Consider the following 25691-nt stretch of genomic DNA (forward strand, 5'->3'; position numbering starts at 1 on the left):
CACCCAACCCACAATGAAAAAGCTTTACGCACCATGGATAGCTGCTCTGTTCCTGATGGCGGGGCTGTATGCTCCCGCACAGGCGCAGAAAATCGGCTACACCAATCAGGAAGCCATCCTGGCCAACATGCCAGAGATGGAGCAGGTACAGCAGCAGCTCCAGGAGTTTGCGATGCAACAGCGCCAAGAGTTGCAGCAACAGCAGCAGACGCTTCAGCAACAGTTCCAGCGGTATCAGCGGCAACAGTCGCTCCTCTCCGATTCGAGCCGCGCGCAGCGGCGACGCGAGCTGCAGCAAATGCAGCAAAATCTGCAGCAGCAAGCGCAAGCCTCCGATCAGGCGTTTCAACAGCGGCAGCGCGAGCTGATGCAACCGCTGCTTGAAGAGTTGCAGACGGCCATTGAGGAAGTAGCGCAAAGCCGCAGCATTGACCTTGTGATGCGGACACAGGCGCTGCTGTATGTTCAGCCGTCGAGCAGTAATGTGGTGGACATCACCGAGCCGGTGGCCCAAAAGCTGGGTATTGACATAAGCGGTGCCCAAACGGCGCCCGCGCCTACTGTGGAGGATACGCCAACCTCGGGCGGCAACTAAACGGGTGCGCCGGCCGCGAAGACCGGGCGCTGCGACGCATTACGCAGGCCTGATCCTACGCCGACGTCCCAAACAACGCGTAGCGCCTCTTTTGACGGAAGCGCAGAGCGGGTCCCACGCCGGGGCCCGCTTTTTTTGTTGTCTCGTAGCCCGCAACGCCCGCCGCCTGCTCTGCAAAGTAATTGCGTCTTTTGTATACTGCCGGTGTTCATTCTGTGCCGTTATTCCCCGTCCGCCCATGAGTACCGAAACCGTCCGCCCCGACGCCGCCAACGTTGCCCGCGTCACGACGCAAACCTTGCAAGAGATGCGCGCCTCGGACGTGCCCATCGCCATGCTCACGGCGTACGATTACACCTCCGCCCGGCTGTTCGACCAGGCCGGCATCGACGTGCTCCTTGTGGGCGACTCGGCCTCCAATGTGATGGCAGGCAACGAAACCACGCTCCCCATGACGCTCGACCAGATGGTGTACCACGCCCAGTGCGTGGTGCGCGCCATTGAACGCGCCCTCGTCATTGTCGACCTGCCGTTTGGGTCGTATCAAGGCAGCAGCAAGGAAGCCTTGCAGTCGGCGATTCGCGTGATGAAGGAGACCGGCGCCCACGGGGTTAAGCTGGAAGGTGGCGCGCCGGTCGTAGATACCGTGGAGCGGCTCGTATCGGCCGGCATTCCGGTGATGGGGCACCTCGGCCTCACGCCGCAGAGCATCTACAACTTTGGCACCTACAAGGTGCGCGCCCGCGCCGAGGCGGAAGCCGAACAGCTCCGCAAAGATGCGCAGGCCTTGCAAGCGGCCGGATGCTTTGCGCTGGTGCTCGAAAAAATTCCGGCGACACTTGCCGAAGAAGTCACCGCAGCGCTCTCTATTCCTACCATTGGCATTGGCGCGGGCGTCGGGTGCAGCGGACAGGTGCTCGTGTCGCACGATGCGCTTGGCCTCACCACCGACTTCAACCCGCGCTTCGTACGTCGCTACGCACGGCTCGACGAGCGCATCACCGAGGCCGTTGGGGCGTACATTGACGATGTGCGCACCCGCGCCTTTCCTTCATCCGACGAAAGCTATTAGCGCCTTCATGGCTCCTGTTTCAAACGACCGACCGCTCATTCTCATTTGCAACGACGACGGCATCGACGCGCCCGGCATTCAGGCCCTTGCCGCCGCCCTCGACGGCATCGCCGACTTATGCGTCGTGGCCCCCGAAAGCGAACAGAGCGCGGTGGGGCATGCCATCACTGTGCGCGACCCGGTGCGCGTGCATCGGCACGAGTTTGAGGTGCCGTCCGGAACGATTAGTGCATGGGCCGTGAGCGGCACGCCGGCCGACTGCATCAAGATGGCCGTGCACGAGCTGCTCGACCGGCGGCCGTCCCTCGTTGTCAGCGGCATCAACAGCGGCCCCAACACGGCCGTTAACGTGCTGTACTCCGGCACGGTGAGCGCGGCCACCGAGGGCGCCGTGCTGGGCATCCCAGCCATTGCCTTTTCGTACTGCTCGTGGACGAGCGACGACTTTCGGGTGGCGCAGCCGTACGCCCGGCGCATCGTGCAAACGGTGCTCGAACAGTCGTTGCCGGCCGGTATGCTCCTCAACGTCAACATTCCAGAGCGCGCCCCGGAGGACATCAAAGGCATCACCATCACCCGGCAGGCCCGCGCCCGCTGGGAGGAGAGCTTCGAGGCCCGGCGCGATCCGCTCGACCGCATGTACTACTGGCTCGCCGGCACGTTTGTAGACCTCGACGAAGGGCACGACACCGACCTGGCGGCCGTCGACGCGGGCTACGTCTCCGTAACGCCCATTCAGTTCGATATGACGGCGTATCAGCACATCGAGATGCTCAAGGACTGGGCGTGGACAGAGGAGATGCCATCGGCCCCAACGCCCAACGACGCGTAAAACAGCATCGCGACAGTTCCTCGCGGGCCTACGGAGCCGCCGGTGCGTTGGCCTCCGGCGTAAGCATCAACCGTTGGGTCTCGGCAATGCGCTGCTGTACGGAGACGAGCGAGTCGATGACGGCGTTATACACGTTGTTGAGCGAATCGGGATGCGCGGTGTATGCAGCAACCGCTCGCTGAAAAGCCGCCTCGGTGAGGTTGTGGCGCTGGAGCACCGCGGCGCGCCGGGCCTCGTACGACACGCTATCGGCCGGAGCCACGGCCGCCAGATGCAACGCCGTGAGCACGTGCACCATGGTGCTATCCGGCACGCGAGGCTGTGGCCGCGACGGCTGGCAGCCGCTCCACGGTCCAATCAACACGCCAAGAAGGAGCGCGCCAAGGAGTGTTCTCATTGCGCAGCCGTGGCCGGTGCATCACTCACTTCAGCCTTGGTCCGAAAGGTCTGCGCAATCACTTCCATCTGGCGAATGAACCGCAGCTTGTCGTACTTCGGCGCAAAGACGGATCCGTCGATCATGTAGATGCGGTCGGTGGCTTGGTCGTAAAACGTGTAGTTTACGAACGGCCCACCGCCCCCTACCGGCATCAGTTCGCCGGTTTCGGGCATGGGCGCCACCATGTGCCACAGGCCCTCCGTGAGGTAGGCATAGCGGCCGAGGAAGCTGGTTTGGTCGGTTTCGAGCGGGCGGCGGTAGTCGATCTTCACAAAGCCCCGGACACTGCCGCGCATGTATTTTCGGGTGAGCGAGTCGCGCGTGTCGTACACCCACTGCGGCGAGAGCACACTCGGATCGGCGTTTTCCTTGTAGTACAGCAGCAGGTCGCGGCGCGTCTCCGTGAGCAAGCGGCGTAGCCAAATGAAGCCCGTAGAGTCGGTCATCGTGTCCACGGCAATGACGTAGTCATGCTGCACGTGTACCGCAAACCCGTGCTTTTGCATGAGCGAGTCTTCAATGTCGTACTGACGGGCCCGCTCAAACATTTCGTTTTGCATCCGTTCGAGCGTAATCTGCCGAAACGTCTGCCGGATTTGTTTCCCGTTGTTTTGCAGCGCGTTGATGAGGCCCTCTTGCGTAGCCGCCGTGATAAAATACACACGCTGGCTCCGGCGCCACAGGTTGGGCTTGGGCACCACCACCGTCTGGCCGTTCATCACCGCTTGCCGTACGTCCTCCGACAGCCGCCGCCGCAGAAAGTTGGCTTCGTTGGTCGAGTCGCTCAGCGGCGCGATGATGACGATGTTTTTTTGCTCGGTGATCCGCTCGTACGTTTGCTCGCTGCTAAGGTCTATCTGGTACGGTGTGAACATCCGTTCGGGCAGCGGCAGCGTCTCGCGATACGGCGTGACGTACTTCCGGAAGGCCTCGCCAACGGGCCCCTTCCACCGCGCGCTATCCATCACCACGGTGATCTGCCCCTCCGGCCCCGTAGCCCGCGGGCGATAGTCCCCGTCGATGCATCCTCCAAGCAGAAGAACTATCCAGAGCGCGGCGGTAGCAGCCAGCGTGTAGCGAGCAGACATAGGCAGGAACGATCGTGGAAAAAGGGCGGCTTTTACGCGCGTTGCGGTGCCGCTTCCCCGTGCTTGAGTGCATGGGCAAACGACGCAGCGGCATCCAGCGCCTCATCCCTGGAGTGGGCGTCATCGTCCCACACCTCAGCTATCCGGTTGATGAGCGCCGATCCGACGATAAATCCGTCCGTTGCAGCGGCCATTTGCATGGCATCCTCATGCGTTTTGATGCCAAAGCCCACCAAGAGCGGATTCTGCGTCACCAATTGACGGGCGCGCTGCAGATAGTCCTGCACGGCGCTGTTGCCATCGAGGGTGCTGCCGGTGAGGCCGGTAACGCTCACCGCATACACGAAGCCCGTCGCCTGTGCATCGATCTGCTGGATGCGCGCGTCGGAGGTGTTAGGGGCAATGAGCAACACGAGGTCAAGGTTTTGGGCCGCAGCGGGCTCGGCAATGAGCGCCGCCTCCTCCGGCGGCAGGTCGGGCAGGATGAGACCATCGACGCCCGCGGCAGCCGCGCGGCGGCAAAAGTCGGCCGGCCCGTAGCGCAAAATGGGGTTGATGTAACCCATGAGCAGAAGCGGCGTCTCGCTCTCTGCACGGAAGGCAGCAGCGGTCTCAAACGCATCGTCCATGGTCACGCCATGCGACAGCGCGCGCGCACTCGACCGTTGAATGGGCAGCCCCTCGGCAAGCGGATCGCTGAACGGCATGCCGAGCTCAATGAAGTCGGCCCCGCCCCGGTCAATGGCCCGCAGCAGCGGCACCGTAGCAGACGGCTCGGGAAAGCCGTTGGTCAGAAAGAGGCCCATGGCCTTCTCGTTACGGGCCCGCAGGGCTTCAAATGTGGTTGCAAGTCGGTTCGACACGGCAGCGTGGATGTGTGAGCAGTTTACAGATGATGCGTGATGGTCTCCATGTCCTTATCGCCCCGGCCCGAGCAGTTGAAGACGATGACGCCGTCTTCGCCCAGGGTGTGGGCCAGGTCTGGCAGGAGCGACACGGCATGGGCCGTTTCCAATGCGGGGATGATGCCCTCCGTGCGCGACAGCAGCTTCACGCCCTCCATGGCCTCGGTGTCGGTCACCGGGCGGTAGTCCACGCGGCCGGTTTCATGAAGGTACGCATGCTCTGGGCCGATGCCCGGGTAGTCGAGGCCCGCGGAAATGGAGTGTGGGAGCTGCACCTGCCCGGCGTCGTCTTGCAGAAGCACGCTCATGGCGCCATGCAGCACACCGCGCGTTCCTTTGGCGAGCGTCGCGGCGTGGCGGCCGTTCAGGCCCTCGCCGGCCGCTTCGGCGCCAACAAGCTGCACCGTGGCATCGTCAATGAAGGGATAGTAGATGCCCATCGCGTTCGATCCGCCGCCCACGCAAGCCACCACGGCGTCGGGCGTGGAGCGACCGATCTCATCTTGGAGCTGCGCGCGCGTCTCCTCGCCAATCACGCGGTGGAAGTCGCGCACCATCATCGGGTAGGGATGCGGCCCCACGACCGATCCGATGATATAGAACGTATCTTCCGGGTTCGAAACCCAGTCGCGGATCGCCTCATTGGTCGCGTCTTTGAGCGTTTGGCTGCCGCTGGTTGCCGGCCGCACCTCGGCGCCCAGCAGGCGCATGCGCTCCACGTTCAGCCGCTGCCGCTCCATGTCTTCCGATCCCATGTACACGATGCAGGGCATGCCAAATTTGGCGCACACCGTAGCCGTGGCCACGCCATGCTGCCCGGCGCCCGTCTCCGCAATGATGCGGGTCTTGCCCATGCGGCGGGCCAGCAGAATCTGGCCAATCGTGTTGTTGATCTTGTGCGCGCCGGTGTGGCAAAGGTCCTCGCGCTTGGCGTAGATGGTAGCGCCGCCCAAGGCCTCGGTGAGACGGTTGCACAGCGTGAGCGGCGTGGGCCGCCCCACGTAGTCGCGCAACAACGCGCGGTACTCCGCCTGAAAGTCAGGATCGTCCTTGTAGGTGGCGTAGGCCGCCTTCAGGTCGGCCAGTACGGGATGCAGAATCTCCGGGACAAAGGCGCCGCCGTACGACCCAAAGTGGCCGTCGGCGTCGGGGGCGTTGTACGTTTTGGGCGCTGTCGTTTTTTGTAGCATAGGACTGGTCGATACAGCAAAAAGGGAAATTAGGCGCTGGCGAGTTCGTGGTTTGCGGCCCGAAAGGCCTCCATGAAGGCGTCGATTTTTTCAAAGCTCTTTTGGCCGGGTGCCTCTTCAAGGCCGCTGGAGAGGTCGATGGCAAAGGGGCGCATGGTGAGCATAGCGCGCTCGACATTCGACGCGTCGATGCCGCCGGCCAAAAACAGCGGATACGTGTCGGAGAGCTCGCGGGCCAGCCGCCAGTTGAACGACTCGCCGGTGCCGCCCCACACGCTTGAGTTGTGTGTATCGAGCAGAAAATAGTCGACCACGTCTTCGTACGGACGCATCACGGCGTGGAGCTGCTCGGGAGACGCGTCGTGCCGCACGCGAATGGCCTTGATGACGGGCCGGTCGATAGCAGCGCACACGTCGGGCGACTCGTCGCCATGCAGCTGCACCAGGTCAAAGCCCGCCGCCTCAGCTGTCGCGCGCACCGCCTCGGCTGAATCATTCACAAACACGCCCACCGACTGCACGCCGTGCACCCAATCGGTGATGTCGCGCACCAGGCGCGGGCTTACGTACCGCGGACTCTCTTCGTGCTGGATAAACCCGAAGTAGTCCACACCGAGGGGCGCGAGGTACCGAGCGTCTTCGAGCTGGGTGATGCCACAAACCTTTAGTTGAACAGCCATACAACAGATAAATGAGCGCGTGGAGCGAAGGATATGGAAAACTACGCAGGGTCGGCCAGCGTTTCGGGCGTTTCAAACTCGTCGTATGTGGCCCGTTCAATGGACAGCCCGGCCGCTTGCAGTTTTTCTTCGAGCTGCTCGTATCCGCGATCCAGATGATAGACGCGCAGCACGTCGGTGCGGCCCTCGGCCACCGAGGCGGCCATCACGAGCGACACGCTGGCCCGCAGATCCGTGCTCATCACCTTGGCTCCCTTAATCGCCCCCCCGCCATGCACCGTCGCCGTGTTGCCATTCACCGTCGCGTCGATGCCCAGGCGCTGCAGCTCGGGGATATGCTTAAAGCGATCGTCGTACACCGTATCGGTAACGGTGCCGGTACCGTCCGCACAGGCCAGCAGCACCGTCCACTGCGCCTGCAAATCGGTTGGGAAGCCCGGATAGGTGCCCGTTTCGATAGACACCGGCGTGAGGTGCTCCGGCGGCGTAACGGTCACCAGGTCGTCGGTGTAGGTGACGCCCGCGCCCGTCGCCTCAAAATATGTTTTGAACGCCTCACCCAGGTGCTTGTGGTTGCCCCCCGGGATGCGCACAGGCGTACCCGGCGGGCCCGCAATGGCAGCCCAGATCATGAACGTGCCCAGCTCGATGCGGTCGGGCGTGTTGGCAAACGTGACAGGTTCCAGCGCATCAACGCCCTGCACCTCAATCGTCCGCGTCCCGAGGCCGTCAATCTGCGCGCCCATGTGCTGCAGCGCCTCGCCAAACGCCACCACGTCGGGCTCCTGCGCCGCGTTCTCGATGCGCGAGCCGCCGCGTGCCGTTACCGCCCCCAGCAAGAGGTTGATCGTCGCCCCCACGCTAGAGGGCTCCATCCGGAACGTGCCGCCGTCGAGCCGCCCGTTGGGCGTCGAGGCGATGACGTACCCCTCCTCCAGGTCGATGGAGGCCCCGAACGCCTTCATACCCTCGATGTGCAGATCGACCGGACGCGGCCCCCAAGCACAGCCGCCCGGCAGCGACACCTTGGCCTTCCCGCAGCGTCCAATGAGCGCGCCCAGCATATAAAACGAGGCCCGCATCTTTTTCACCAGCTCGTACGGCGCCACCGGGTGGTTAACGCCCGACGCATCAATCGTTAGGCGGTGCGCCTCGGGCTCAAACGTGACCGCCGGCCCCGACACGCGCAGCACATTGGAGAACGTGAGCACGTCACGCAAATTTGGCACATTGGTGAGCGTGGTGGTGCCATCGGCCAGCAGTGCGGCGGCCATCAGCGGGAGCGCGGTGTTCTTTGAGCCGCCAACCGGCAACGGACCGTGCAGCGGAGCGCCGCCACGAACAACAAATTTATCCATGAGGATACAGAGGCTTCAAAACGGTGGGAATAAGAGTACGAGCGGGTACAATTGTGTAAGCCCGTGCCCGGCGGATGTTCGTCGCCGTGGTTGTTTAAGGCACTTTATGGCTGATTCGCAAACTGCAGATGCACGCACCCTATAATGCTATGAGGGTAGCCTGCCCTGCCGCAGCATGGCACTTGGTAATCAATGCCGTGTGGATCATAATGCGGTTCGCATCCGCGATAAGGACCAACCCTCCGCGACTCATGCCTGCATCTTCCTCCGACACGTTACCCAAACGATTTCGTGAGATCCGCGATCAATTGGTTCCGCTTCTCATGCCGTACGTGAATCGCATTACCCTTTTCGGTTTGACGGCGCGTGGGCAAGATCATCCAGGCAGTGACATCGATGTACTGGTCACGTTAAAGGCCCCTGACGATCGTCCTCCCCCGGGGCTGCGGTGGTTCGAGTTAGCGCAGACGCTCAGCAAACACCTCGGCCCGCCTGTGGAGCTTGTTACCGAGGATGCACGGAGCCCGCACGTGCCCCCCTACATCGGCGTGGACCGCGTGGTGCTATATGAAGAATGAAGCCGTATACCTGCGTCATATTCTCGATGCGATCAGTCAGATCGAATCATACAGCGCTGGAGCCTCACGCGAAGCGTTCTTCGCAGAACGAATGATCAAGATGCGACTGTACGGCGACTAGAGCCATTGGCGAGGCCAGCCGTCAACGCTCCAATTCGTTTCGGACGCAGCACAATCACATTCCATCGCATGCCATGATTGGAATGCGCAACCGCATCGCACACGAATACCTCAATATCAACCTAGATATGACTTGGGAGGTGGTTCAGCATGACCTTCCCACGCTCAAGACACAGATTGGTCGCCTCCTCGAGTAGGACCATATTTGACGCTCCTCCAGCCGCTCAACGCGTGGGAGCGGCTGGGGGACCTGTGTCGCGGCGATCAGGTATCGTCGAAGCGGTAGCCGATGCCGTATACGGTTTCGATGTACGTGGGCGACGACGGATCGGGTTCGATCTTTTTCCGCACCGACGCCATGTGCCGGTCGATGGTGCGCGTGATGATGTTTTCGTCGATGCCCCACACGTCCCGCAGGAGCTGCTTACGCGTTACCGTACGGCCCTTGTGCTGGATGAGGTACCGCAAGATGTCGAACTCCAGTGCCGTAAAGCTGATTTCCTCGTCGTCGCGAAAGGCCTCGTGGGTGGTGAAGTTGATCTCCACGTCGCCAATGGTGTACACATCCATCGGGGCCTCTGACGGCGGCATGGTGCGCTGCAGGATCGCCTTCACGCGGGCCGCGAGTTCTTCCACGTTAAACGGCTTCGTGATGTAATCATCGGCGCCCAAGCCAAAGCCCTTGAGCTTCGACTCTTGCTCGCCGCGCGCCGTGATCATGATGATGGGCGCGCTAAAGCCCATCTCTTGCGACTCGCGCAGCACCTCGAAGCCGTCTTTCTTCGGCAGCATCACGTCCAAAAGCACCACGTCGCAGTCGTCCATGGCCTTTATCTGTTCAAGCGCCGCCTCACCGTCGGCAGCGGTCTCCACCTCGTAATCTTCAATCTCAAAATACTCGCGCAGGCCCATCAGGATGTCCGGGTCGTCCTCCACGATGAGCATGTTGTAGGTTCGGTTGGTCGTCTTCGGCATACCAGCAGCATTCAGTTGGAAAAGAGCCGTAGCGGCGTGCGACACACGTATAGATCCTGCAGCACTGTAGGATGCTTAATATACAAAGCCCGCACGAGGATCCAAGGACCTGCGCTTTTCCGTGGGAAACACTTACAGCAAGGTTACGACTGTTTGCGCGGCCATCGCGTGCGCGCTGCAACGATTCGCCGGATCCTCGGGTACAGGCGTTCGCACCAACGGTTTTCACCAAGCCCCTTCGATTCATGACAGACTCCGCTCGCGATTTTTTCTTTGCATTACTCGACACCCCAAGCCCCACCGGCTTCGAGACCGCCGGCCAGCGCGTATGGACCGACTACCTGCGCCCGCATGCCGATACGGTGGAGACGGATGCCTATGGCACGGCGTGGGCAACGGTGAACGGCAGCGCCCCGGAGGCGCCGCACCTGATGCTTGATGCCCACGTGGACGAGATCGGGTTTATGGTGCGCCACATCACCGACGAGGGCATGCTGTACGTCAACCGCATTGGCGGCTCCGACCGGGCCATTGCGCGTGGCCAGCGCGTGCGCATCTTGGGCGATGAGGGCGCAGTTACCGGGGTGGTGGGGAATACGGCCATCCACCTGCGCGATCGTGACGACACGTCAATTCCGGAGGTCCACGAGCTGTTTATCGACATCGGGGCGGACTCGGCGGAAGCGGTTGCCGCGCGCGGCCTGCGGGTGGGCCACCCCATGGTGTTCGACGTGTCGCCCACCATGCTTACCGATACGCGCATCACCGCGCGCGCCATCGACAACCGGCTGGGCGGCTTCATCATTGCGCAGGTGCTGAAGCGGCTGCATGAGGAGCGGGCGGCGTGGACGGTGACGGCGGCCAACTCGGTGCAAGAGGAGATTGGCGGGCACGGCGCCAAGATGATCACGCATCGCCTGCAGCCTGATGTGGCCGTGGCCTTCGACGTCACCCACGCGACCGACTCGCCCGGCATCAGCGAAACTGAGCATGGCCAAATTAAGATGGGCGAGGGGCCTACCGTTACGCACGGCACCAGCAACCACCCGCAGGTGGTGCAACGCTTGATTGCCGCCGCCGAAGCGGCCGATATTCCGCTGCAACATGAGCCGTCCTCACGCCGCACCGGCACCGACACCGACAGCATCTTTCGGGTACGCGCCGGCGTGCCCAGCGCGCTCGTGTCCGTTCCGCTGCGGTACATGCACTCCACCGTTGAGGTGGTGGACACGGAAGACATCGACCGGTGCATCGATCTTCTCACGGCTTTTGCACGCGCTCTTACGCCTACCGACACCTTCGATAGCGGTTTGTAACAGTCCACATGATAGTGCTGTAACGCGCGGCGGCGGGTGTGCATTTGCACCGGCCGCCGCGTTATGTTTGTGTGTACTGTACTCGCCACCAACCGCCAATCCATCATGCAACGCTTTTCTTTGTGGAGCGCCCTTGTGCTCCTCTGTCTCGCCATGCCCGCGCACGCACAACAGGGCGGCGACCGCATTGTAGGGCGCCAAATTGCCACTCGTAGTCCGGTGATTGCCGAGCACGGCATGGCCGCCACCAGCCAACCGCTCGCCTCGCAGGTTGCCATCAACGTCTTGCAGCAGGGCGGCAGCGCCGTGGACGCGGCCATTGCTGCCAACGCCATGCTTGGCCTCGTAGAGCCTGTGGGCTCGGGCATCGGCGGCGACCTCTTTGCGATCGTGTATGACCCCGCCACCGACTCGCTGTACGGCCTGAACGCGAGCGGGCGGTCGCCGCTGGGCCTCAGCTACGATGAGATGAAAAACGAACTGGGCGATCGTGAGCGCATCCCGCTGCTGGGCCCGCTGCCCGTTAGCGTGCCAGGAACGGTGAGCGGCTGGTTCAAGCTGCACGAGCGCTTCGGCTCCCTCTCGATGGAAGAGAATTTGGCTCCGGCCATCCGGTATGCCCGCAACGGCTTTCCCGTCTCGCAGCTCATCGCGTACTACTGGGAAGCCAACACCGACGCGTTTGCTTCCGCCGAATCCATTGATGATAACTGGCGCTCGACCTACCTCATCGCCGACGGCGACACGATGCGCGCGCCGAATCAGGGCGAGATCTTCCGCAACCCCGACCTCGCCGACACCTACGCGCTGATCGCTGAAGAGGGTCGCTCGGCCTTCTACAAAGGCGAAATCGCTCAAACCATCGACGCGTACATGAAGCGCATCGGCGGCCACTTGCGCCTGAAGGACTTCCAAGAACACACCGCCAACTGGGTGCAGCCGGTGTCCGTCAACTACCGGGGCTACGACGTGTACGAGCTGCCGCCCAACGGACAGGGCATTGCAGCGCTGCAGATGCTCCAAATCCTTGAGGGCTACGATCTACAGGCGATGGGCCACAACTCGGCCGACTACCTGCATGTGATGACGGAGGCCAAGAAGCTGGCCTTCGAGGACCGGGCCCGCTTCTACGCCGATCCCGCGTTTGCCGACATTCCCGTGCAAGCGCTCATCTCCGAGGAGTACGCGGCCAAGCGCCGCGCGCTCATCTCCATGACCGACGACATGGAGCGTCCCAAACACGGCGATCCGGCCATGCTACAGCGTCTGCAGTCGGGCGATACGATTTACCTGACCGTGGCCGACTCGACCGGCATGATGGTGTCGCTCATCCAAAGCAATTATGCCGGCATGGGCAGTGGCCTCGTGCCTGACGGGCTGGGCTTTATGCTGCAGGACCGCGGCGCACTCTTTACGTTCGAGAAAGGCCATCCCAACGTGTACGCCCCGGGCAAGCGGCCCTTTCACACCATCATTCCCGCCTTCGTCATGAAAGACGGCGCGCCGTTTCTCAGCTTTGGCGTGATGGGCGGCGCCATGCAACCGCAGGGCCATGTACAGATCATCAGCAACATGATCGACTTTGGGATGAACGTGCAGGAGGCCGGCGATGCGGCCCGCTACCGGCACTACGGCAGCAGCCAGCCCACCGGCGGCACGATGGATGATGGCGGGACGCTGACCGTGGAGAGTGGCGTGCCCTTTCAGATTATCGACGACCTGCGCAGCCGCGGCCACGAGGTGCGCGTGTCAACCGGCAGCTACGGCGGCTACCAGGCCATCCAGTGGGACCCCGTACATCAGACGTTTTGGGGGGCCTCCGAGATGCGCAAAGACGGCGCGGCGATTGGCTATTAGGCGATGCGCTGACGTTTCGTAGCCAACAACAAACGCCCGGCCTCTTTTCGAGGGGCCGGGCGTTTCTGTTGTGTATGTGCTGTGGAATAGGCGCTTAGGCGACGCCGTCTTCGGCAGCCGGCTTCGGTTCTTCGCGGGCGCCGTCGCCGCCGGCCGCTTGCTCCTCTAACGCTTCAACGTCGAGGTCGGCCGTCTCGCCCGGCGCGCGGTCAAGCGTGCGCGGATCGGTGCCCTCGCCCGGGAACTGTTTGATGAACTCCGTGGGCGTCGTCTTGCCAGCATCGCGTCCTAGCGGACTCCCTTCGTGGATGTAGAAGTCTTCGTCCGGCAGCGTGTCGTTGTACCGGCGTGCCGCTTCGGCCGCCGTGCGCATCGCATCGTCGGCGTTGCGCCGCATTGCGCCGCAGTTCTGATGGATCTTGTTCTCGAACCAATCGAACAGGTACTCGAACGCCGCACGGTCGCGCTCGAAGGCGGGGCCGTACTCGCCGTTCCGCAGCTGGTCGTCCATCTTCGATAGCGACGCGGTCAGCGCATGGAGGTAGATGGCGTTGTCAGCCACACGGGCTTGCTGCGCCTGATGCTCCACGATCTTCTCGCGTTCCCACTTGCTCGCGAGCTTGAAGTAGTGCGAGTGCTTCTGGATGAGCCGCGCGAGCTGGTCGGCTTGCGGCTGCAGCGCGGGGTGCACGCTCCGGATCTGCGGCGGGGCGGGCTTGAGGCCGGCAAACAGCTGCGCCCCCAGCGGGATGGCTTTGCTCAGCACGGTCGGATTGGTCGCCGCCCGCGCAATGCGCGAGAGGTTTTGCCCAATCGACTCGTCGGTGTCCCATAGGAGGGCGTCCTGCACGCTAATCATCTGCTCGGCCAGCTGCTTGCCGCCATAGGCAAAGATGAACGACTGCATGACCTCGTTCGAACCCTCCACAATGGCGTGAATGCGGTTATCGCGCCACGCACGCTCCAGCTCAAGCTCCTCCATGTAGCCTTCGCCGCCCATCACCTGCAGGACGTCATCGATGACCTCCCAGCCGTAGTGGGAGCAAAACACCTTACAGATGGCCGTCTCCACCATGATGTCTTCGTCGCCGCGGTCCAGCATGCCCGTCATCATGTAGAGCATGGCGTCCATGGCATAAGTCAGCGCCGACATCTGCGCAATCTTTTCCTGTACGAGCTCAAAGTCGGCCAGCGGGCGCTTGAACTGGTAGCGCGTTTGGGCCCACTTGATGCCCTGGTCCATCGCGGCCTTCGCGGCGCCCGTAACGCCGGCGCTGAGGGTGCAACGGCCGTAGTTCAGGCAGTTGAGGGCTACCTTCAACCCCGCACCTTCTTTGTGTAGCAGATTCTCCTCCGGCACCTTTACGTCGTTGAAGCGAAAGCGCGCCTGCCACGTGCCACGGATGCCTGTTTTGGCCCGGTTGTTTTCAAAGACCTCCACGCCGTCCATGTCGGGCGTCACGATGAGCGCATTCACGCCCTTCTGCACTAGCTCCCCAGATTCTGGGTCGCGCACCATGTTCTTGCACATCACGGTCATCAGCCCCGCCAAGGCGCCCGAGGTCGACCATTTCTTCTCGCCGTTGAGCACGTAGTACCCGTCTTCGGTCTTAACCGAGAACGACTCCTGCCCGGCGGCATCGCTGCCGACGTTGGGCTCGGAGAGGCAAAAGGCCGAGAGCTTTTCGCGGGCGACCATGTGCAGGTAGTCGCTCTTCTGCTCCTCGTTGCCAAACATGACCAGCGCCTTGCAGCCAATCGACTGATGCGCCGACACCATCACGGCCGTCGAGGCGCAGTACCGGCCAATGAGCTCCAGCACGCGGTTGTAGCTCGTAACGCCAAGACCCAGGCCGCCGTACTCCTCAGGGATAATCATCCCCATCACGCCCATCTCAAACAGGCGCTCAATGACCCACTCCGGGATGTACTGCTCTTGGTCAATCTCAACGCGCGGATGCTCATTCTCCAGATACGCTTCCAATTCTTCTAGCAGCGCATCGCACGTTTCGCGCTCCTCGGCGCTTTCATGGGGGTACGGAAATGCCAGATCCTCGCGGAAGCGGCCCCAGAACATATTTTTGACCAGGCCCATGTCTTCCGGCTCTGGCCCCATCATCGTCTCAATGTTCTCGATCATTTCCTGATCGGCCTTCGAGACGCCCTTGATGTTGCTTAGCCCTTTGCTCGGCATAATAAATCCTCATTCGTGACAATCCATGGTGAAGCAAGCACCTACAGGTGCCTTTGCAGCGCACACAACCCCTGAGGCAGTATGGAAGTGCTTCCAGGAGATTGTAGCAAATGGTAACGTTAAGGCCCTTTGCGGTTCCTCTGGACGCGTGCCGATGAGGGTTCTCAATCGTTCTTCGCCTCGGCGCCCACTCGCCTATGCAGCGCATACACCGGCAGCCCCCCACACAAAAAGGCCTGCCCCGTTTTAACCAGGACAGGCCCTCACGCCAACGGCGTTCTTTCAAGCCGATGCGCCCCTACTTGCAGGTGTTCTCCAGGTAATGCTGCGCCCGGGCACGGTAATCCCCAACGGCGGCTTGTTCAAATTGCTGGCAGGCCGGCTCCTTCTTGCCCAGCTTGAGCTGCGATTCGCCGATGACAAAGTGGTACTTCGCTGCGTCCGACCGGCTGCCTTGATGCAGCTCCAGTCCCTGATTAGCAGCGGCAATGGCCTCTTGGTACTGGCCCTTCACATAGTACGCCGTCGCGCGGTAAAAGTATGCCTGTGCGTTGGGATCGGCATATGTGCGCATGGCATCCAGCGCCGCTAGGGCGGTGTCGGCGTTTGCTATGGTCGGGTTTGCTGCGCTCAGCGCTTTCGAAGCACGCGCGACGAACTCGCCACGGATGCGATCCAGCGCCAGGCCGGCCACCCGCTGATTGCCGGTTTGCTCGCCCACCTCTACGGCTTTCGAGAGGGCCTGCATCGCCGCCTGTGTGCTGTCCATATTGACAAGCGCAAGGCCTTTGCCGTAGTGCATGTAGGCGTCCTGCGTCTCGTACGAAGCCCCCTGCTTGAACGCGCCCAAGGCCTTCGCATAATTCTTTGCCTGGATGGCGCTGTTGCCCACGTTCTTCAGCGACGTGACCAAGTAGCCCTGGATCTTATTCTGGATGCCAGCGCCCAGGTCGAGCTGCCGCGCAATTTCGAGGGCCTGCTCAAACTTAGGGACCGCCTGTTCAAAATTACCTTGGTTCGCCAGTTTGGCCCCCTCCGCGTAGGCCGCCTTCAGGTTTTGCTTCAGCTGGCTGCTGTTGGCCGAGCTGCCTTGCCCGAACGCCGGTACGCTTGCGGCAAACAGAAAGAAGACGCTGGCAAGAAGAACGTGGCCCCAAGAGGCCGTCGTACGATGCTGCATGGTTTGATTATTCATCAGTTTGGGTACAGACTTATGGGTTGGTGCCGTGACCGGCGCATGGAGTGTTGCGGGAATGTTTCCTGCACCACATAGCCCCTTGCGCCGTTTCATGTTTCGTTTGCAACGACAGGGGCTAGTTGCTTACACGCTGCTTCACCTCTTCTCTATATTCCTCGCTCGCATAAATCGCAATCTCGACGCGCCGGTTCTGCTGGCGCCCCGCTGCGGTCTCGTTCGTTGCCACAGGCTGGCTCTCGCCCTTGCCCATGGTGTTGATGCGGCCGGGGTCGATGCCCAGCGACATCAAATACTCGGCTGCGGACTGCGCGCGGCGCTCCGAGAGCGTTTGGTTGTACGATGCCGGGCCGGTGGCGTCGGTATGGCCCACCACCAGCAGCTCGGTCTCGGGGAAATCGCTCAGGCTCTGCTGCAACTTCCGCAGGTTCTCGCGGGCTTCGGGGCGCAGGGCGGCCGAGTTCAGGTCGAACAGAATACCGCTATCAAAGGTTACCTTAATGCCTTCGCCAACGCGCTCTACTTTGGCATCTGCAAGCTTCTGATCAAGCTCTTCGGCCTTCCTATCCATTCGATTGCCAATGATAGCGCCTGCAGCGCCGCCCACAATGGCCCCAATGATAGCACCCTCGGCTGCGTTGTCGCCGGTGGCTTTGCCAATAGCTGCACCTGCAGCGGCTCCTCCGCCCGATCCAATGATCGCTCCTTTTTCGGTGTTGCTCAAACTCTTGCATCCGCTCAGGAGCAATCCGAGCGCCAGAAGGGCCGTAACCGAAAATCGTCTAACACGAAGCGTTTCCATAAAGGTCTGTGCGCGAAAGGAAGGAATGCGAGACTCTACCTGTATCCTGAACAATGCACGTGCCAAGCGCCGAACGGGTTGCATGTGGAGATTTGGTGTGCGGTTCACGCTCTCAGGTGTTTACTTTTGTGGACGACCTGCCACCTTGTCCGTCCATTGGCGACAGATCGGCTCGGGATTGACAATCGCCCGGTTTGTGCCCTATTCTATCGAGAGCATCCGTCTACTTGTTTTTATCCTGTTCCGACATTTATGAAGCTTATCGTTCCCATGGCGGGCCGCGGCACGCGCGTGCGCCCACACTCGCACGTGACGCCCAAACCGCTTCTCAAGGTCAAGGGGCGCTCCATCGTTGAGCGCATCGTGGATACATTTGCCGAGGTGCTGCCCAGTCCGCCCGACGAGGGCGTGTTCGTCCTTGGCCCCGACTTTGGCCAAGAGATCCGCGACCAGCTCACGCAGATTTGCGAGGCCCGCGACATGTCCGCCCATTTTGCTGTTCAGAAGGAGGCCCTAGGTACGGCCCACGCGGTGGGCTGCGCAGGCGACCACCTGAGCGGCGAGGGCATCGTGGTGTTTGCCGACACCCTCTTTGGCATTACCGACGACGTGTCGCTCGGCGCGGCCGACGTGGTGGTGTGGGTGAAGCACGTGGAGGACCCCAGCCGGTTTGGTGTGGCCGTGCGCGAGGGCGAAGAAGTGGTTCGCCTCGTGGAGAAGCCCGACGAGCCCATCTCCAACGAAGCCATCATTGGCATCTACTACGTGAACGACCTGTCGGGCCTGCAGCGCGAAATTCAATACCTTATCGACCACGACGTGCGCGGCAAAGGCGACGAGTTCCAACTCACCGATGCCTTCGACCGCCTGCTGCAAGACGGGAAGGTCTTTCACACGGCTTCGGTCGATGCCTGGATGGATTGCGGCACGATCCCGGCGCTGCTTGAAACCACCGGGCGCATCCTAGAGCGTGAGACCGACGACCTGCACCAGGGCACGGTGCACAATAGCATCATCCACGACCCGGTATACATCGGGCCGGGCGCAACCATCGATGGCGCCGTTGTGGGGCCCAACGTTTCTGTGGAGGCAGGTGCCACCATCAAAGACAGCATCGTGCAGGACAGCATCGTCTTCCGGAAAGGGCGTGTTGAAAACGCCGTGCTGCATGACTCCATCGTGGGGCGCCATGCCACGGCCAAGAACACCACCGGACGCGTGAATATCGGCGACCACTCGTCTGTGGGCTAGCCAACGGTTGCGCCCGTCCACCGGAAATGCCATACCAAAGCGCGCTGGCCGTTTGAAGCGGTCAGCGCGCTTTGTGGGATGGATACGCCCGGGGCCGCACTATTGCTGTGGTGCAGGCGGCAGCGGGGCCGCAGCGCCTGATCCACCGGCGGGCGGCGGGCCGCCAAACGGCGCGGCCATGCTGCTGTCGCCCGTTGACAGCCCGTACGCCTGACGCACCTCGGGCGGTACGCGGTAAGGGGCCTCGGCTAGCAGCGCGTTCAGGCGCTTATCGAAGCGCTGCAGGGCGTCTTGCTTCCCCGCGCTCTGGTACGCAAGGCGCACCATGCTCGCGTATTGCAGGGCATAGCTGAAGCTCCGACGGTCGTTGGCGTTGCGAAGCTCGTAGAAGACGACAGGCTCGGCCTGCTGCATCACCTGGGCCATCATCTGGTAGTTCTGCACCGACTCGAAGGCGCGCGCCGTAAGCAGATACGTTTGCATGGACGCGGCCACCGTGCCGAATGGCATCTCGTACACAAAATCGGATAAGAGCGAGTCGGCACGGGTGGCGTAGCCTTTGGCCGCGAGTCGCTCGGTGGCCTGGCTCACGTACAACCGGTAGCCGTCAAGCAGGCGGCGAGCGTTCTCATTGAAGTACACCGTCGAGTCGCGCAGGTTGGTAAAGCGGAAGCCTTCCATGGCCTGCTCGGTAACCCCTGGCACCACACGCCCCAGCCGCTGGCTGTGTTTGATGGGCATCACGCGGTACGCTTGCCCCTCTAGGTGGAAGTAGTTTTGCAGGTCGAGCTGGCCGCTTGGACTTACGGTGACGGCAAAGTAGATGGGCCGCTTCCACCCGTTGGCCGCGTTGGTCCGCAGGATGTTGTAGGCCGCCACGTCGGCCGCGCGCAGCATGTTGTACTGCTGATCGAGCGGCCGGCCCTTCAGCGTCCATTGCATGGGCCGCTGCACGCGCATCGAGTCGGAGGTGTAGGCGCGGAGCGTCGCCTTCGCAAAGGAGCCGCCCGGCACCGGCAGTCTCATCGTACGCGGCTGAAACGCCTGCGGCCGCAGCTGCTCAATCTGCTGATTCGTCATCGAAATGGGCAGCGGCTCGGAGGCATAGAGCGGCTCGTTCTTGAGCTGCTTCACGTACCACGAGGTATTCAGAAGCGAAAGGTTCACGACGCGCACATCGGTACGCACGCCCTCCACTTCCTGCAAGTACCACAAGGGGTACGTGTCATTGTCGCCATTCGTAAACAGGATGGCGTCCTCCTCAAGGCTCTGCAGCATGTTGTAGGCGTAATCGTGCGCCACGTAGTTGCCCGAGCGGTCGTGATCGTCGTAATTCTGGTAGGTCATCCAGCCCGGTACAGCGAAAAGTACAAGCGCGGCTACACCCCACAGGCCTATGCGCCGGAGCGTGGCGGCCTGCTGCGCGAGGGCCTCACGGGCCATCTGCAAGAGGCCGGCCGCTCCAATCCCCACCCACAAGCTGAATGCAAAGAAGCTCGCCACGTACGAGTAGTCGCGTTCGCGCGGCTGCATCGGCGTCTGGTTTAAGTAGATGATGATGCCGATACCTGTTACAAAGAACAGTATGAACACAGCAAAGGCACGGCGCCAGTCTTCATTGAAATGGTAGAAGGCCCCAAACAACCCAAGCAAGAGCGGCAGGGCAAAGTACACGTTGCGGCTCGACTTCTCGCTTGGCGTGCCAAGGTAGTCGTCAGTGAGCGATGCCGGATCGATAAACGACAGCCCGGTCATTGCGGGGGCGTCTTTTTTGTCGCTCGCGCGGCCCGCGAAATTCCACAGGAAGTACCGCACGTACATGTGCCCAATCTGGTACTTCAGGAAGAACTCCAGGTCCGAGTCGTAGCGTTGGTACACCCGCCAGTGCATGGGCTGCGGCGAGTAGCGCCGCGGAAACCAGGTCTCGTTGCCTTGCGCGGGCACCTGGCCGGTGGCGTCATCGAAGGTAGTGCCCTGAAGCAGCGGGGTGCTCCCGTACTGCTCGCGCTCGAGGTACGACACAAAGCGGGCGGCGGTGTCGGGGTCGTTCAGGTCAATGTTGGGCTCCGTTTGGCTGCGGATGAAGATGAGAGCGTACGAGGAATACCCAATCAGAATGACCGTAAGCGCCATGAAGGCAAGATTCCCGAGCGCCATTTTCTGCTTATGGGTGTAATAGACGCCGTACCCCACCACGGCCGCGATCACGGCGATCGTGAGAAAGGGCGCCCCCGTGCTCCCCAAAAGGCCCGGCAAGCCCAAGATGATACCCGGATACACCAAGAAGAACAGCCCCGCGGAAAGGACGCCTGTTAGCACAATGCCTTTCCAGCGCTGCGCAGTGCTCCACGACGATTGGTCGAACTCGGTAAAGAAGACAATGAGCGCGACGAAGAAGAACGTCAGCAGGTTGAGCAGGTGCACCCCAATGGCCAATCCAAAGAGGTACGCAATCACGATGAGGTAGCGGTTGGCATCCAGCGACGAGACCTGTGCCCCGCCCGACAGCATTCGCTCTTCGGCCCGCGCGGCTTCGCTCCACCGCAAGGTCAGCCACACCACCAGGGCCGTAAAAAACATCGAGAAGGCGTACACCTCGGCCTCTACGGCGTTGAACCAAAAGGAATCGGTAGCTGCATAGGTGAGCGCCCCTACGACGCCAGCCGTGCGCGCCGTAAAGAGATCCCCAGCCGACCAGTCGGACGGCTCGCCTTGCCACCGGCGCACGAGGCGCACAATGATAAGATGCGTAAGCGCCACGGTGCCCACGCTCGACAGCACCGAGATCAGGTTAACCGCGAGGGCCACGGTTTCCTTGGAAGGCGCCAGCATAGCAAAAAGCCGCCCCACGAGCATGTAGAACGGCGCCCCGGGCGGGTGCATGACCTGCAGCTTGTAGACACTGGCGATAAACTCGCCCGCATCCCAAAACGAAACGGTGGGCGCCACCGTCAGGCCATACAGCACAAGCGCCCACAGCGTAACGCAGGCAGCGACAATGCGATCAGTCGTTTTCCAGTTCATTCGCAACGATTGATGCAACCAGTAGAGACAGAGTCGAATCCGCCCGCGGGGAGCGAAGTGTTACATGCTACCATTCCTGCTGCGTCATGCCAATCAGGCGCGCCAGGGTGTCCATCGGCAGCTCGCCGTAGTTCAGTGCAAACGCGAGCTCGCCGTTGTTATGAAAGATCCAGGTGGTGGGAATCCAGGTGACCGGAAGCCCCAAGAACTGGCGGCGGCGATGTTCGTTGGTGGTGATGCTGTTGGGCCCAAGATCGGCGAGCGTGCGTTCGGTCACGCGCCCCGGAATGTTGTGGGCGGCGAGGGTGTCGGCGCCGGACTGTCCGTTATTCCAGACGGTCACAAACGTAAACGTGACGTTGGGGTGTGCTTCCACCAGATCGGCCCAACCGCTTTTCAGCTCACGGAGCGAGTTGCCACACCAGGGCGCCCAGAAGTGCACCACGTGCACGCCGTCCTGCCGAATTTGCTGTTGCACGGCTTGCTCGGCCGCTGTAGCTGCATTGGCAGACAAGGCCGGGCGGGAATCGTTTAGCGCCACGGATTCAGTTGTGGTTGGTGTAGGTGCTGCTGCAGAGGTAGCCGCAGTGTCAACCGCTGCGGTGGGCGCTGCCTCCCAGGCTTCGGCAACACACGTTTCGTCGTCGGCCGCCGACTGGGCGTGCACGGGAACGGTGAGCCATACGAACCATGCGCAGGCAAGCAAAAATCGCATGATGGGTGAGGGTCGTGTCGAGCAAGCGTTCACGAATCGCCGTGCACGACGAGCACAAACTCGCCTCGCACTTTTGACTGCGCCGCAAGGTACGAGCGCAGTTCTTGCAGCGTTCCATGGCGCATCTCTTCATAGGCCTTGGTGAGCTCCCGCCCGAAGCTCGCTTGGCGATCGGAGCCAAAATGAGCCATCAAGTCGTCCAGGGTTTTTACCATCCGGTAGGGCGACTCGTACAGCACCAGCGTCCGCGGCTCGCGCGCCAGCGTTTTTAGCCGCGTCTGGCGGCCTTTCTTTCGCGGCAGAAATCCCTCAAAGACAAACCGATCGGTGGGCAGCCCGCTAGCAACCAGCGCCGGAACGAAGGCCGTAGCACCGGGCAACGGCGTAACGTCGAGGCCCGCTTCGCGGCACGCCCGCACAAGATAAAAGCCGGGGTCCGAGATCCCCGGCGTGCCAGCATCAGTGATGAGCGCGATGGTATGCCCAGCGCGCAATCGCGCCACCAGCTGCGGCGTCTTCTCGCGGGCGTTGTGGTCGTGATAGCTCGTCGTGGGCGTGTCAATATCGTAGTGCTGCAGCAAAACGCCCGAGGTGCGCGTATCCTCGCATGCAATCCAATCGGCCTCTTTTAATGTGCGCACCGCGCGGTAGGTGATGTCTTCAAGATTCCCAATAGGCGTTGGAACGAGGTAGAGCACACACAGCAGAGGATTATCGGAAAGCAACAAAGGGGGCCACGCTTCAACCGCTACCCCGCGTCCAGGTAGTCCTGCAGGATGATTGCAGCGGCGGCTGCGTCTACACGGCCCTTGTCGCGCCGCCCCGGCTGACGCACGCCGGCTTCCTGCAGCGCTTGTTTCGCAAGTTCAGAGGTAAACCGCTCATCCCGTTTGTGGATGGGCACCGCCGGAAGGCGCTCGCGGATACGCGCAATGTAGGCCGCCACCACGTCCGTCGCCGCACCCTCTTCGCCTGCTAGCGTAAGCGGCCATCCAATGACCAACGCCTCAAGGCCGTCCGTTACCTTCAGGCGCTCAAGCACCGCAAGGGCCTCATCGGGCGCGTAGGTTCCTTCAACACGCGCAAAGAGCTGCAGCGGGTCGGCCACTGCAATCCCCACGCGCTTCGTTCCGCAGTCGATGCCCACTACCCGGGGCGTAGGGTCTAGCATATCGTGATCCGTTCGGCCTTCGGTTCTTACGCGTCGCCCGCCTCATCGTCCAAGTGTTTATCGGCACTACCTTCCGGAATGGTGTAATCCAGCTCGTGCAGCGGCGTTTGCAGCACCTCACGAATGCGCTTGCCCGCGCGAAAGTGTGTCTTGCGGCGACTGTGGATGAATACCGGCTCGTTGGTTTGTGGGTTGCGCGCTTTCGGCTTTGCTTTGGTCTTCTTGACCTCAAATACGCCAAAGTCGCGCAGTTCGATGCGGCACTCCGGATCGGCCTCAATCATCAAGTCGCCCAGCACCTGGATGACAGCCGAAACCCATGGCTTGGCTTTGTAGATGGGCTCATCCATTTCTTGTGCTACACGCCGGGCCACATCGCGCTTCGTTAACGTCTCCGGTCGATCAGACATGCAATGCAAGGTATCATTCAACGGTCGAAGCGGCCCGCACGCAGCGTTCTAAACGCGCCCCATACTACCGTAAAGAAAGGGCACACGCCGACAAAGATCAACGCTTGCCGAAAGAAGAAACGCGCCGCCCCGAATGACCGGAACGACGCGCGTCCTCATTGGGATAGCATGTGCTTTTACATACGCTACTTGAGCTGGAACATCACCGGGAGCGACATCCGAACTTTCACGGCACGCCCACGCTGCTTTCCAGGCGTAAACTCCGTCTTGCGGATGGCGTCCATAGCGGCTTCGTTCAGCAGCGGATGCACGCCCTGCAGCACCGTGAGATTGGTCGCTTGGCCTTGCTCGTTGACAACAAACTGGATAATTACGCGGCCTTCAATGCCCGCTTTCCGGGCGAAATCCGGATACTCGCCAAGGTTGTCGTAGATGGCTTGCATGCCACCAACCGGCTTCGGCTGCTGCTCCACCACCATGAAGATTTCTTCCTCCTCTTCTTTCTTGGGCGGAGGCGGCGGGGGCTGCGTCGGCTGATCGAGCGACTCGCCTAGATCGAGCGAGGCATCAAAGTCGACCTTATTTTCCTTGATGATCTGGTCGTTGGGCACGGCCACCGGCACCGGCGGCTTGGGCGGGGGCGGGGGCTTCATCTTTTGCTTCGTCTGCTGCACCTCTTCGATCTTTACGACTTCTTGCTGCTCCATCTGCACCTTGAAGTCGCCCTGGGGCTGAAAATTCAGTCGGAAAGCCGTGATGAGGATGCCCAACGTGACCACGAGACCGACCTCTATCCAGATCGGATACTCGTTGCGCAAATCAGCATCCTCGGTTTTTCGAATAGCCATGAGGACGTTGGGGTTGATTCAAGCCGTTGCGAACACTACATCGACCCACTCAACTGTTCCGTTACATTCAGAAGAATTATCGATGCGGGATAAAAACTACACTAACGACATGAATGTTTCGAGAAGAGGCACAGCGGGCGACGTTGCTTCTTCCCCTTTCAACGGCTACGGCAAGCCTCCCAAAACAGGCGAGTCGCCCGGCCGCAATCACTGCGTTTCGTAGGAGATCGGAACGCCACCTGGTAGGAACAGCATGCCCAAACAAAGAAACGCGCCGCTCCGGATAGCCGGAACGGCGCGCTTCCTCTATTCAGCTGGAGTATGCTCCTTCGCAGATTACTTGAGCTGGAACATCACCGGGAGCGACATCCGAACTTTCACGGCACGTCCACGCTGCTTTCCGGGCGTAAACCGAGTCGCACGAATGGCCTTCATGGCCGCCTCGTTCAGCAGGGGATGCACGCCCTGCAGCACCGTGAGATTGGTCGCTTGGCCTTGCTCGTTGACAATAAATTGGATAATTACACGTCCTTCAATGCCCGCTTTCCGGGCGAAATCCGGATACTCGCCAAGGTTTTCGTAGATGGATTGCATGCCGCCAACCGGCTTCGGCTGTTGCTCCACCACCATAAAGATTTCTTCCTCCTTTTCTTTCTTGGGCGGAGGGGGCGGGGGCTGCGTCGGCTGATCGAGCGACTCGCCTAGATCGAGCGAGGCATCAAAGTCGACCTTATTTTCCTTGATGATCTGGTCGTTGGGCACGGCCACCGGTACCGGCGGCTTGGGCGGGGGCGGGGGCTTAATCTTTTGCTTCGTCTGCTTCACCTCTTCCATTTGCACGACTTCTTGCTGCTCCATTTGCACATTGAAGTCGCCCTGCGTCTGGTAGTTCAGCCGGAAGGCGGTGATGAGGATAGCTAGTGTAACCACAAGACCCACTTGCACCCAGATTGGGTACTCGTTGCGCAGGTTTGCATCCTCGGTTTTACGAATAGCCATGACACGTACGTCGTTAGTTCAAGCGGCACGAGCGCTACATCGGCAAAGTTCACCGTTGCAACATACACGGAAGAGGC

General features: G+C 61.4%; 25 protein-coding genes. 8 read left to right on the forward strand and 17 right to left on the reverse strand.

The annotated features are described in order from the left end of the window. The first annotated feature begins 13 nt into the window (after positions 1–13). The 3 genes from SALLO_RS15185 (at position 14) to surE (ending at position 2499) form a co-directional block, all read left to right on the forward strand. Positions 14–595, forward strand: coding sequence for an OmpH family outer membrane protein (locus SALLO_RS15185; RefSeq protein ID WP_022835103.1), 582 nt, complete (start codon positions 14–16; stop codon positions 593–595). Between the two features lie 238 nt (positions 596–833). Further along, a complete protein-coding gene (panB, locus tag SALLO_RS0104380) occupies positions 834–1667 on the forward strand; it encodes a 3-methyl-2-oxobutanoate hydroxymethyltransferase (RefSeq protein ID WP_022835104.1) in 834 nt (277 codons plus the stop codon). 7 nt (positions 1668–1674) lie between these two features. Then, positions 1675–2499 (forward strand): 5'/3'-nucleotidase SurE, encoded by an 825-nt coding sequence (surE, locus tag SALLO_RS15190; RefSeq protein WP_022835105.1) that lies wholly within the window; start codon positions 1675–1677, stop codon positions 2497–2499. A gap of 28 nt (positions 2500–2527) precedes the next feature. On the opposite strand, the gene SALLO_RS0104390 is transcribed toward surE, so the two are convergent. The 6 genes from SALLO_RS0104390 to murA are packed head-to-tail and all read right to left on the reverse strand — an operon-like array spanning position 2528 to position 8159. After that, positions 2528–2896: a DUF4296 domain-containing protein gene (locus SALLO_RS0104390; protein WP_084696155.1), complete on the reverse strand. Its 369-nt coding sequence runs from the start codon at positions 2894–2896 to the stop codon at positions 2528–2530. Next, positions 2893–4026 (reverse strand): DUF4837 family protein, encoded by a 1134-nt coding sequence (locus tag SALLO_RS0104395; protein WP_022835107.1) that lies wholly within the window; start codon positions 4024–4026, stop codon positions 2893–2895. Before SALLO_RS0104395 ends, SALLO_RS0104390 begins: the two co-directional genes overlap by 4 nt. Before the next feature lie 32 nt (positions 4027–4058). Further along, on the reverse strand, positions 4059–4889 hold the full coding sequence (gene trpA, locus SALLO_RS0104400) for a tryptophan synthase subunit alpha (protein ID WP_022835108.1): 831 nt from the start codon (positions 4887–4889) through the stop codon (positions 4059–4061). A 23-nt stretch (positions 4890–4912) separates the two neighbouring features. Then, the gene (gene trpB / locus SALLO_RS0104405; RefSeq protein ID WP_022835109.1) at positions 4913–6121 is read right to left on the reverse strand and encodes a tryptophan synthase subunit beta; all 1209 of its coding nucleotides are present in this window, start codon (positions 6119–6121) and stop codon (positions 4913–4915) included. Between the two features lie 29 nt (positions 6122–6150). Next, positions 6151–6801, reverse strand: coding sequence for a phosphoribosylanthranilate isomerase (locus SALLO_RS0104410; RefSeq protein WP_022835110.1), 651 nt, complete (start codon positions 6799–6801; stop codon positions 6151–6153). A gap of 41 nt (positions 6802–6842) precedes the next feature. Further along, the gene (murA, locus tag SALLO_RS0104415) at positions 6843–8159 is read right to left on the reverse strand and encodes a UDP-N-acetylglucosamine 1-carboxyvinyltransferase (RefSeq protein WP_022835111.1); all 1317 of its coding nucleotides are present in this window, start codon (positions 8157–8159) and stop codon (positions 6843–6845) included. A 251-nt stretch (positions 8160–8410) separates the two neighbouring features. Between murA and SALLO_RS18095 the strand changes: the two genes are divergently transcribed. Beyond that, a complete protein-coding gene (locus tag SALLO_RS18095) occupies positions 8411–8737 on the forward strand; it encodes a nucleotidyltransferase family protein (protein ID WP_169577882.1) in 327 nt (108 codons plus the stop codon). Between the two features lie 125 nt (positions 8738–8862). Continuing rightward, a complete protein-coding gene (locus SALLO_RS18875) occupies positions 8863–9054 on the forward strand; it encodes a HepT-like ribonuclease domain-containing protein (protein WP_407689957.1) in 192 nt (63 codons plus the stop codon). A gap of 67 nt (positions 9055–9121) precedes the next feature. Here SALLO_RS18875 and SALLO_RS0104430 read toward each other — a convergent pair whose 3' ends face one another. Then, the gene (locus tag SALLO_RS0104430) at positions 9122–9832 is read right to left on the reverse strand and encodes a response regulator transcription factor (RefSeq protein ID WP_022835113.1); all 711 of its coding nucleotides are present in this window, start codon (positions 9830–9832) and stop codon (positions 9122–9124) included. Positions 9833–10077: 245 nt separating this feature from the next. Between SALLO_RS0104430 and SALLO_RS0104435 the strand changes: the two genes are divergently transcribed. Together SALLO_RS0104435 and ggt are read left to right on the forward strand one after the other, a co-directional pair. Further along, positions 10078–11148 (forward strand): M42 family metallopeptidase, encoded by a 1071-nt coding sequence (locus SALLO_RS0104435; protein WP_022835114.1) that lies wholly within the window; start codon positions 10078–10080, stop codon positions 11146–11148. A 105-nt stretch (positions 11149–11253) separates the two neighbouring features. Next, the gene (gene ggt, locus SALLO_RS0104440) at positions 11254–13005 is read left to right on the forward strand and encodes a gamma-glutamyltransferase (protein WP_040605987.1); all 1752 of its coding nucleotides are present in this window, start codon (positions 11254–11256) and stop codon (positions 13003–13005) included. A gap of 94 nt (positions 13006–13099) precedes the next feature. Here the strand turns inward: ggt and SALLO_RS15200 are convergent, their stop codons facing one another. The 3 genes from SALLO_RS15200 to SALLO_RS0104455 all read right to left on the reverse strand — a co-directional run bounded on the left by SALLO_RS15200 (position 13100) and on the right by SALLO_RS0104455 (position 17196). Beyond that, entirely contained in the window at positions 13100–15199 is a 2100-nt protein-coding gene (locus tag SALLO_RS15200) for an acyl-CoA dehydrogenase family protein (RefSeq protein WP_022835116.1), read from the reverse strand. 298 nt (positions 15200–15497) lie between these two features. After that, positions 15498–16379, reverse strand: a complete 882-nt coding sequence (locus SALLO_RS0104450; RefSeq protein WP_169577883.1) for a tetratricopeptide repeat protein — start codon at positions 16377–16379, stop codon at positions 15498–15500. Positions 16380–16512: 133 nt separating this feature from the next. After that, positions 16513–17196, reverse strand: coding sequence for an OmpA family protein (locus SALLO_RS0104455; RefSeq protein ID WP_022835118.1), 684 nt, complete (start codon positions 17194–17196; stop codon positions 16513–16515). A 252-nt stretch (positions 17197–17448) separates the two neighbouring features. Here SALLO_RS0104455 and SALLO_RS0104460 point away from each other — a divergent pair, with 252 nt between their 5' ends. Beyond that, complete coding sequence (locus SALLO_RS0104460; RefSeq protein ID WP_022835119.1) at positions 17449–18447, forward strand: sugar phosphate nucleotidyltransferase; 999 nt, start codon at positions 17449–17451, stop codon at positions 18445–18447. Positions 18448–18546: 99 nt separating this feature from the next. On the opposite strand, the gene SALLO_RS15205 is transcribed toward SALLO_RS0104460, so the two are convergent. The 7 genes from SALLO_RS15205 to SALLO_RS0104495 all read right to left on the reverse strand — a co-directional run bounded on the left by SALLO_RS15205 (position 18547) and on the right by SALLO_RS0104495 (position 25614). Then, on the reverse strand, positions 18547–21471 hold the full coding sequence (locus SALLO_RS15205; RefSeq protein WP_022835120.1) for a glycosyltransferase family 117 protein: 2925 nt from the start codon (positions 21469–21471) through the stop codon (positions 18547–18549). Between the two features lie 67 nt (positions 21472–21538). Continuing rightward, entirely contained in the window at positions 21539–22186 is a 648-nt protein-coding gene (locus SALLO_RS15210; protein WP_157621250.1) for a TlpA family protein disulfide reductase, read from the reverse strand. A 29-nt stretch (positions 22187–22215) separates the two neighbouring features. Continuing rightward, positions 22216–22884, reverse strand: a complete 669-nt coding sequence (rsmI, locus tag SALLO_RS0104475) for a 16S rRNA (cytidine(1402)-2'-O)-methyltransferase (protein WP_022835122.1) — start codon at positions 22882–22884, stop codon at positions 22216–22218. 50 nt (positions 22885–22934) lie between these two features. Next, positions 22935–23357 carry a Holliday junction resolvase RuvX gene (ruvX, locus tag SALLO_RS0104480; RefSeq protein ID WP_022835123.1) on the reverse strand — a complete coding sequence of 141 codons (423 nt, stop codon included), beginning with the start codon at positions 23355–23357 and terminating at the stop codon, positions 22935–22937. 26 nt (positions 23358–23383) lie between these two features. Continuing rightward, a complete protein-coding gene (locus SALLO_RS0104485) occupies positions 23384–23767 on the reverse strand; it encodes an HU family DNA-binding protein (protein ID WP_022835124.1) in 384 nt (127 codons plus the stop codon). Between the two features lie 185 nt (positions 23768–23952). After that, positions 23953–24615: an energy transducer TonB gene (locus SALLO_RS0104490; RefSeq protein WP_022835125.1), complete on the reverse strand. Its 663-nt coding sequence runs from the start codon at positions 24613–24615 to the stop codon at positions 23953–23955. A 336-nt stretch (positions 24616–24951) separates the two neighbouring features. Next, complete coding sequence (locus SALLO_RS0104495; RefSeq protein ID WP_022835126.1) at positions 24952–25614, reverse strand: energy transducer TonB; 663 nt, start codon at positions 25612–25614, stop codon at positions 24952–24954. Positions 25615–25691: the final 77 nt, after the last annotated feature.

Source organism: Salisaeta longa DSM 21114, assembly GCF_000419585.1.
Classification (GTDB): domain Bacteria; phylum Bacteroidota; class Rhodothermia; order Rhodothermales; family Salinibacteraceae; genus Salisaeta; species Salisaeta longa.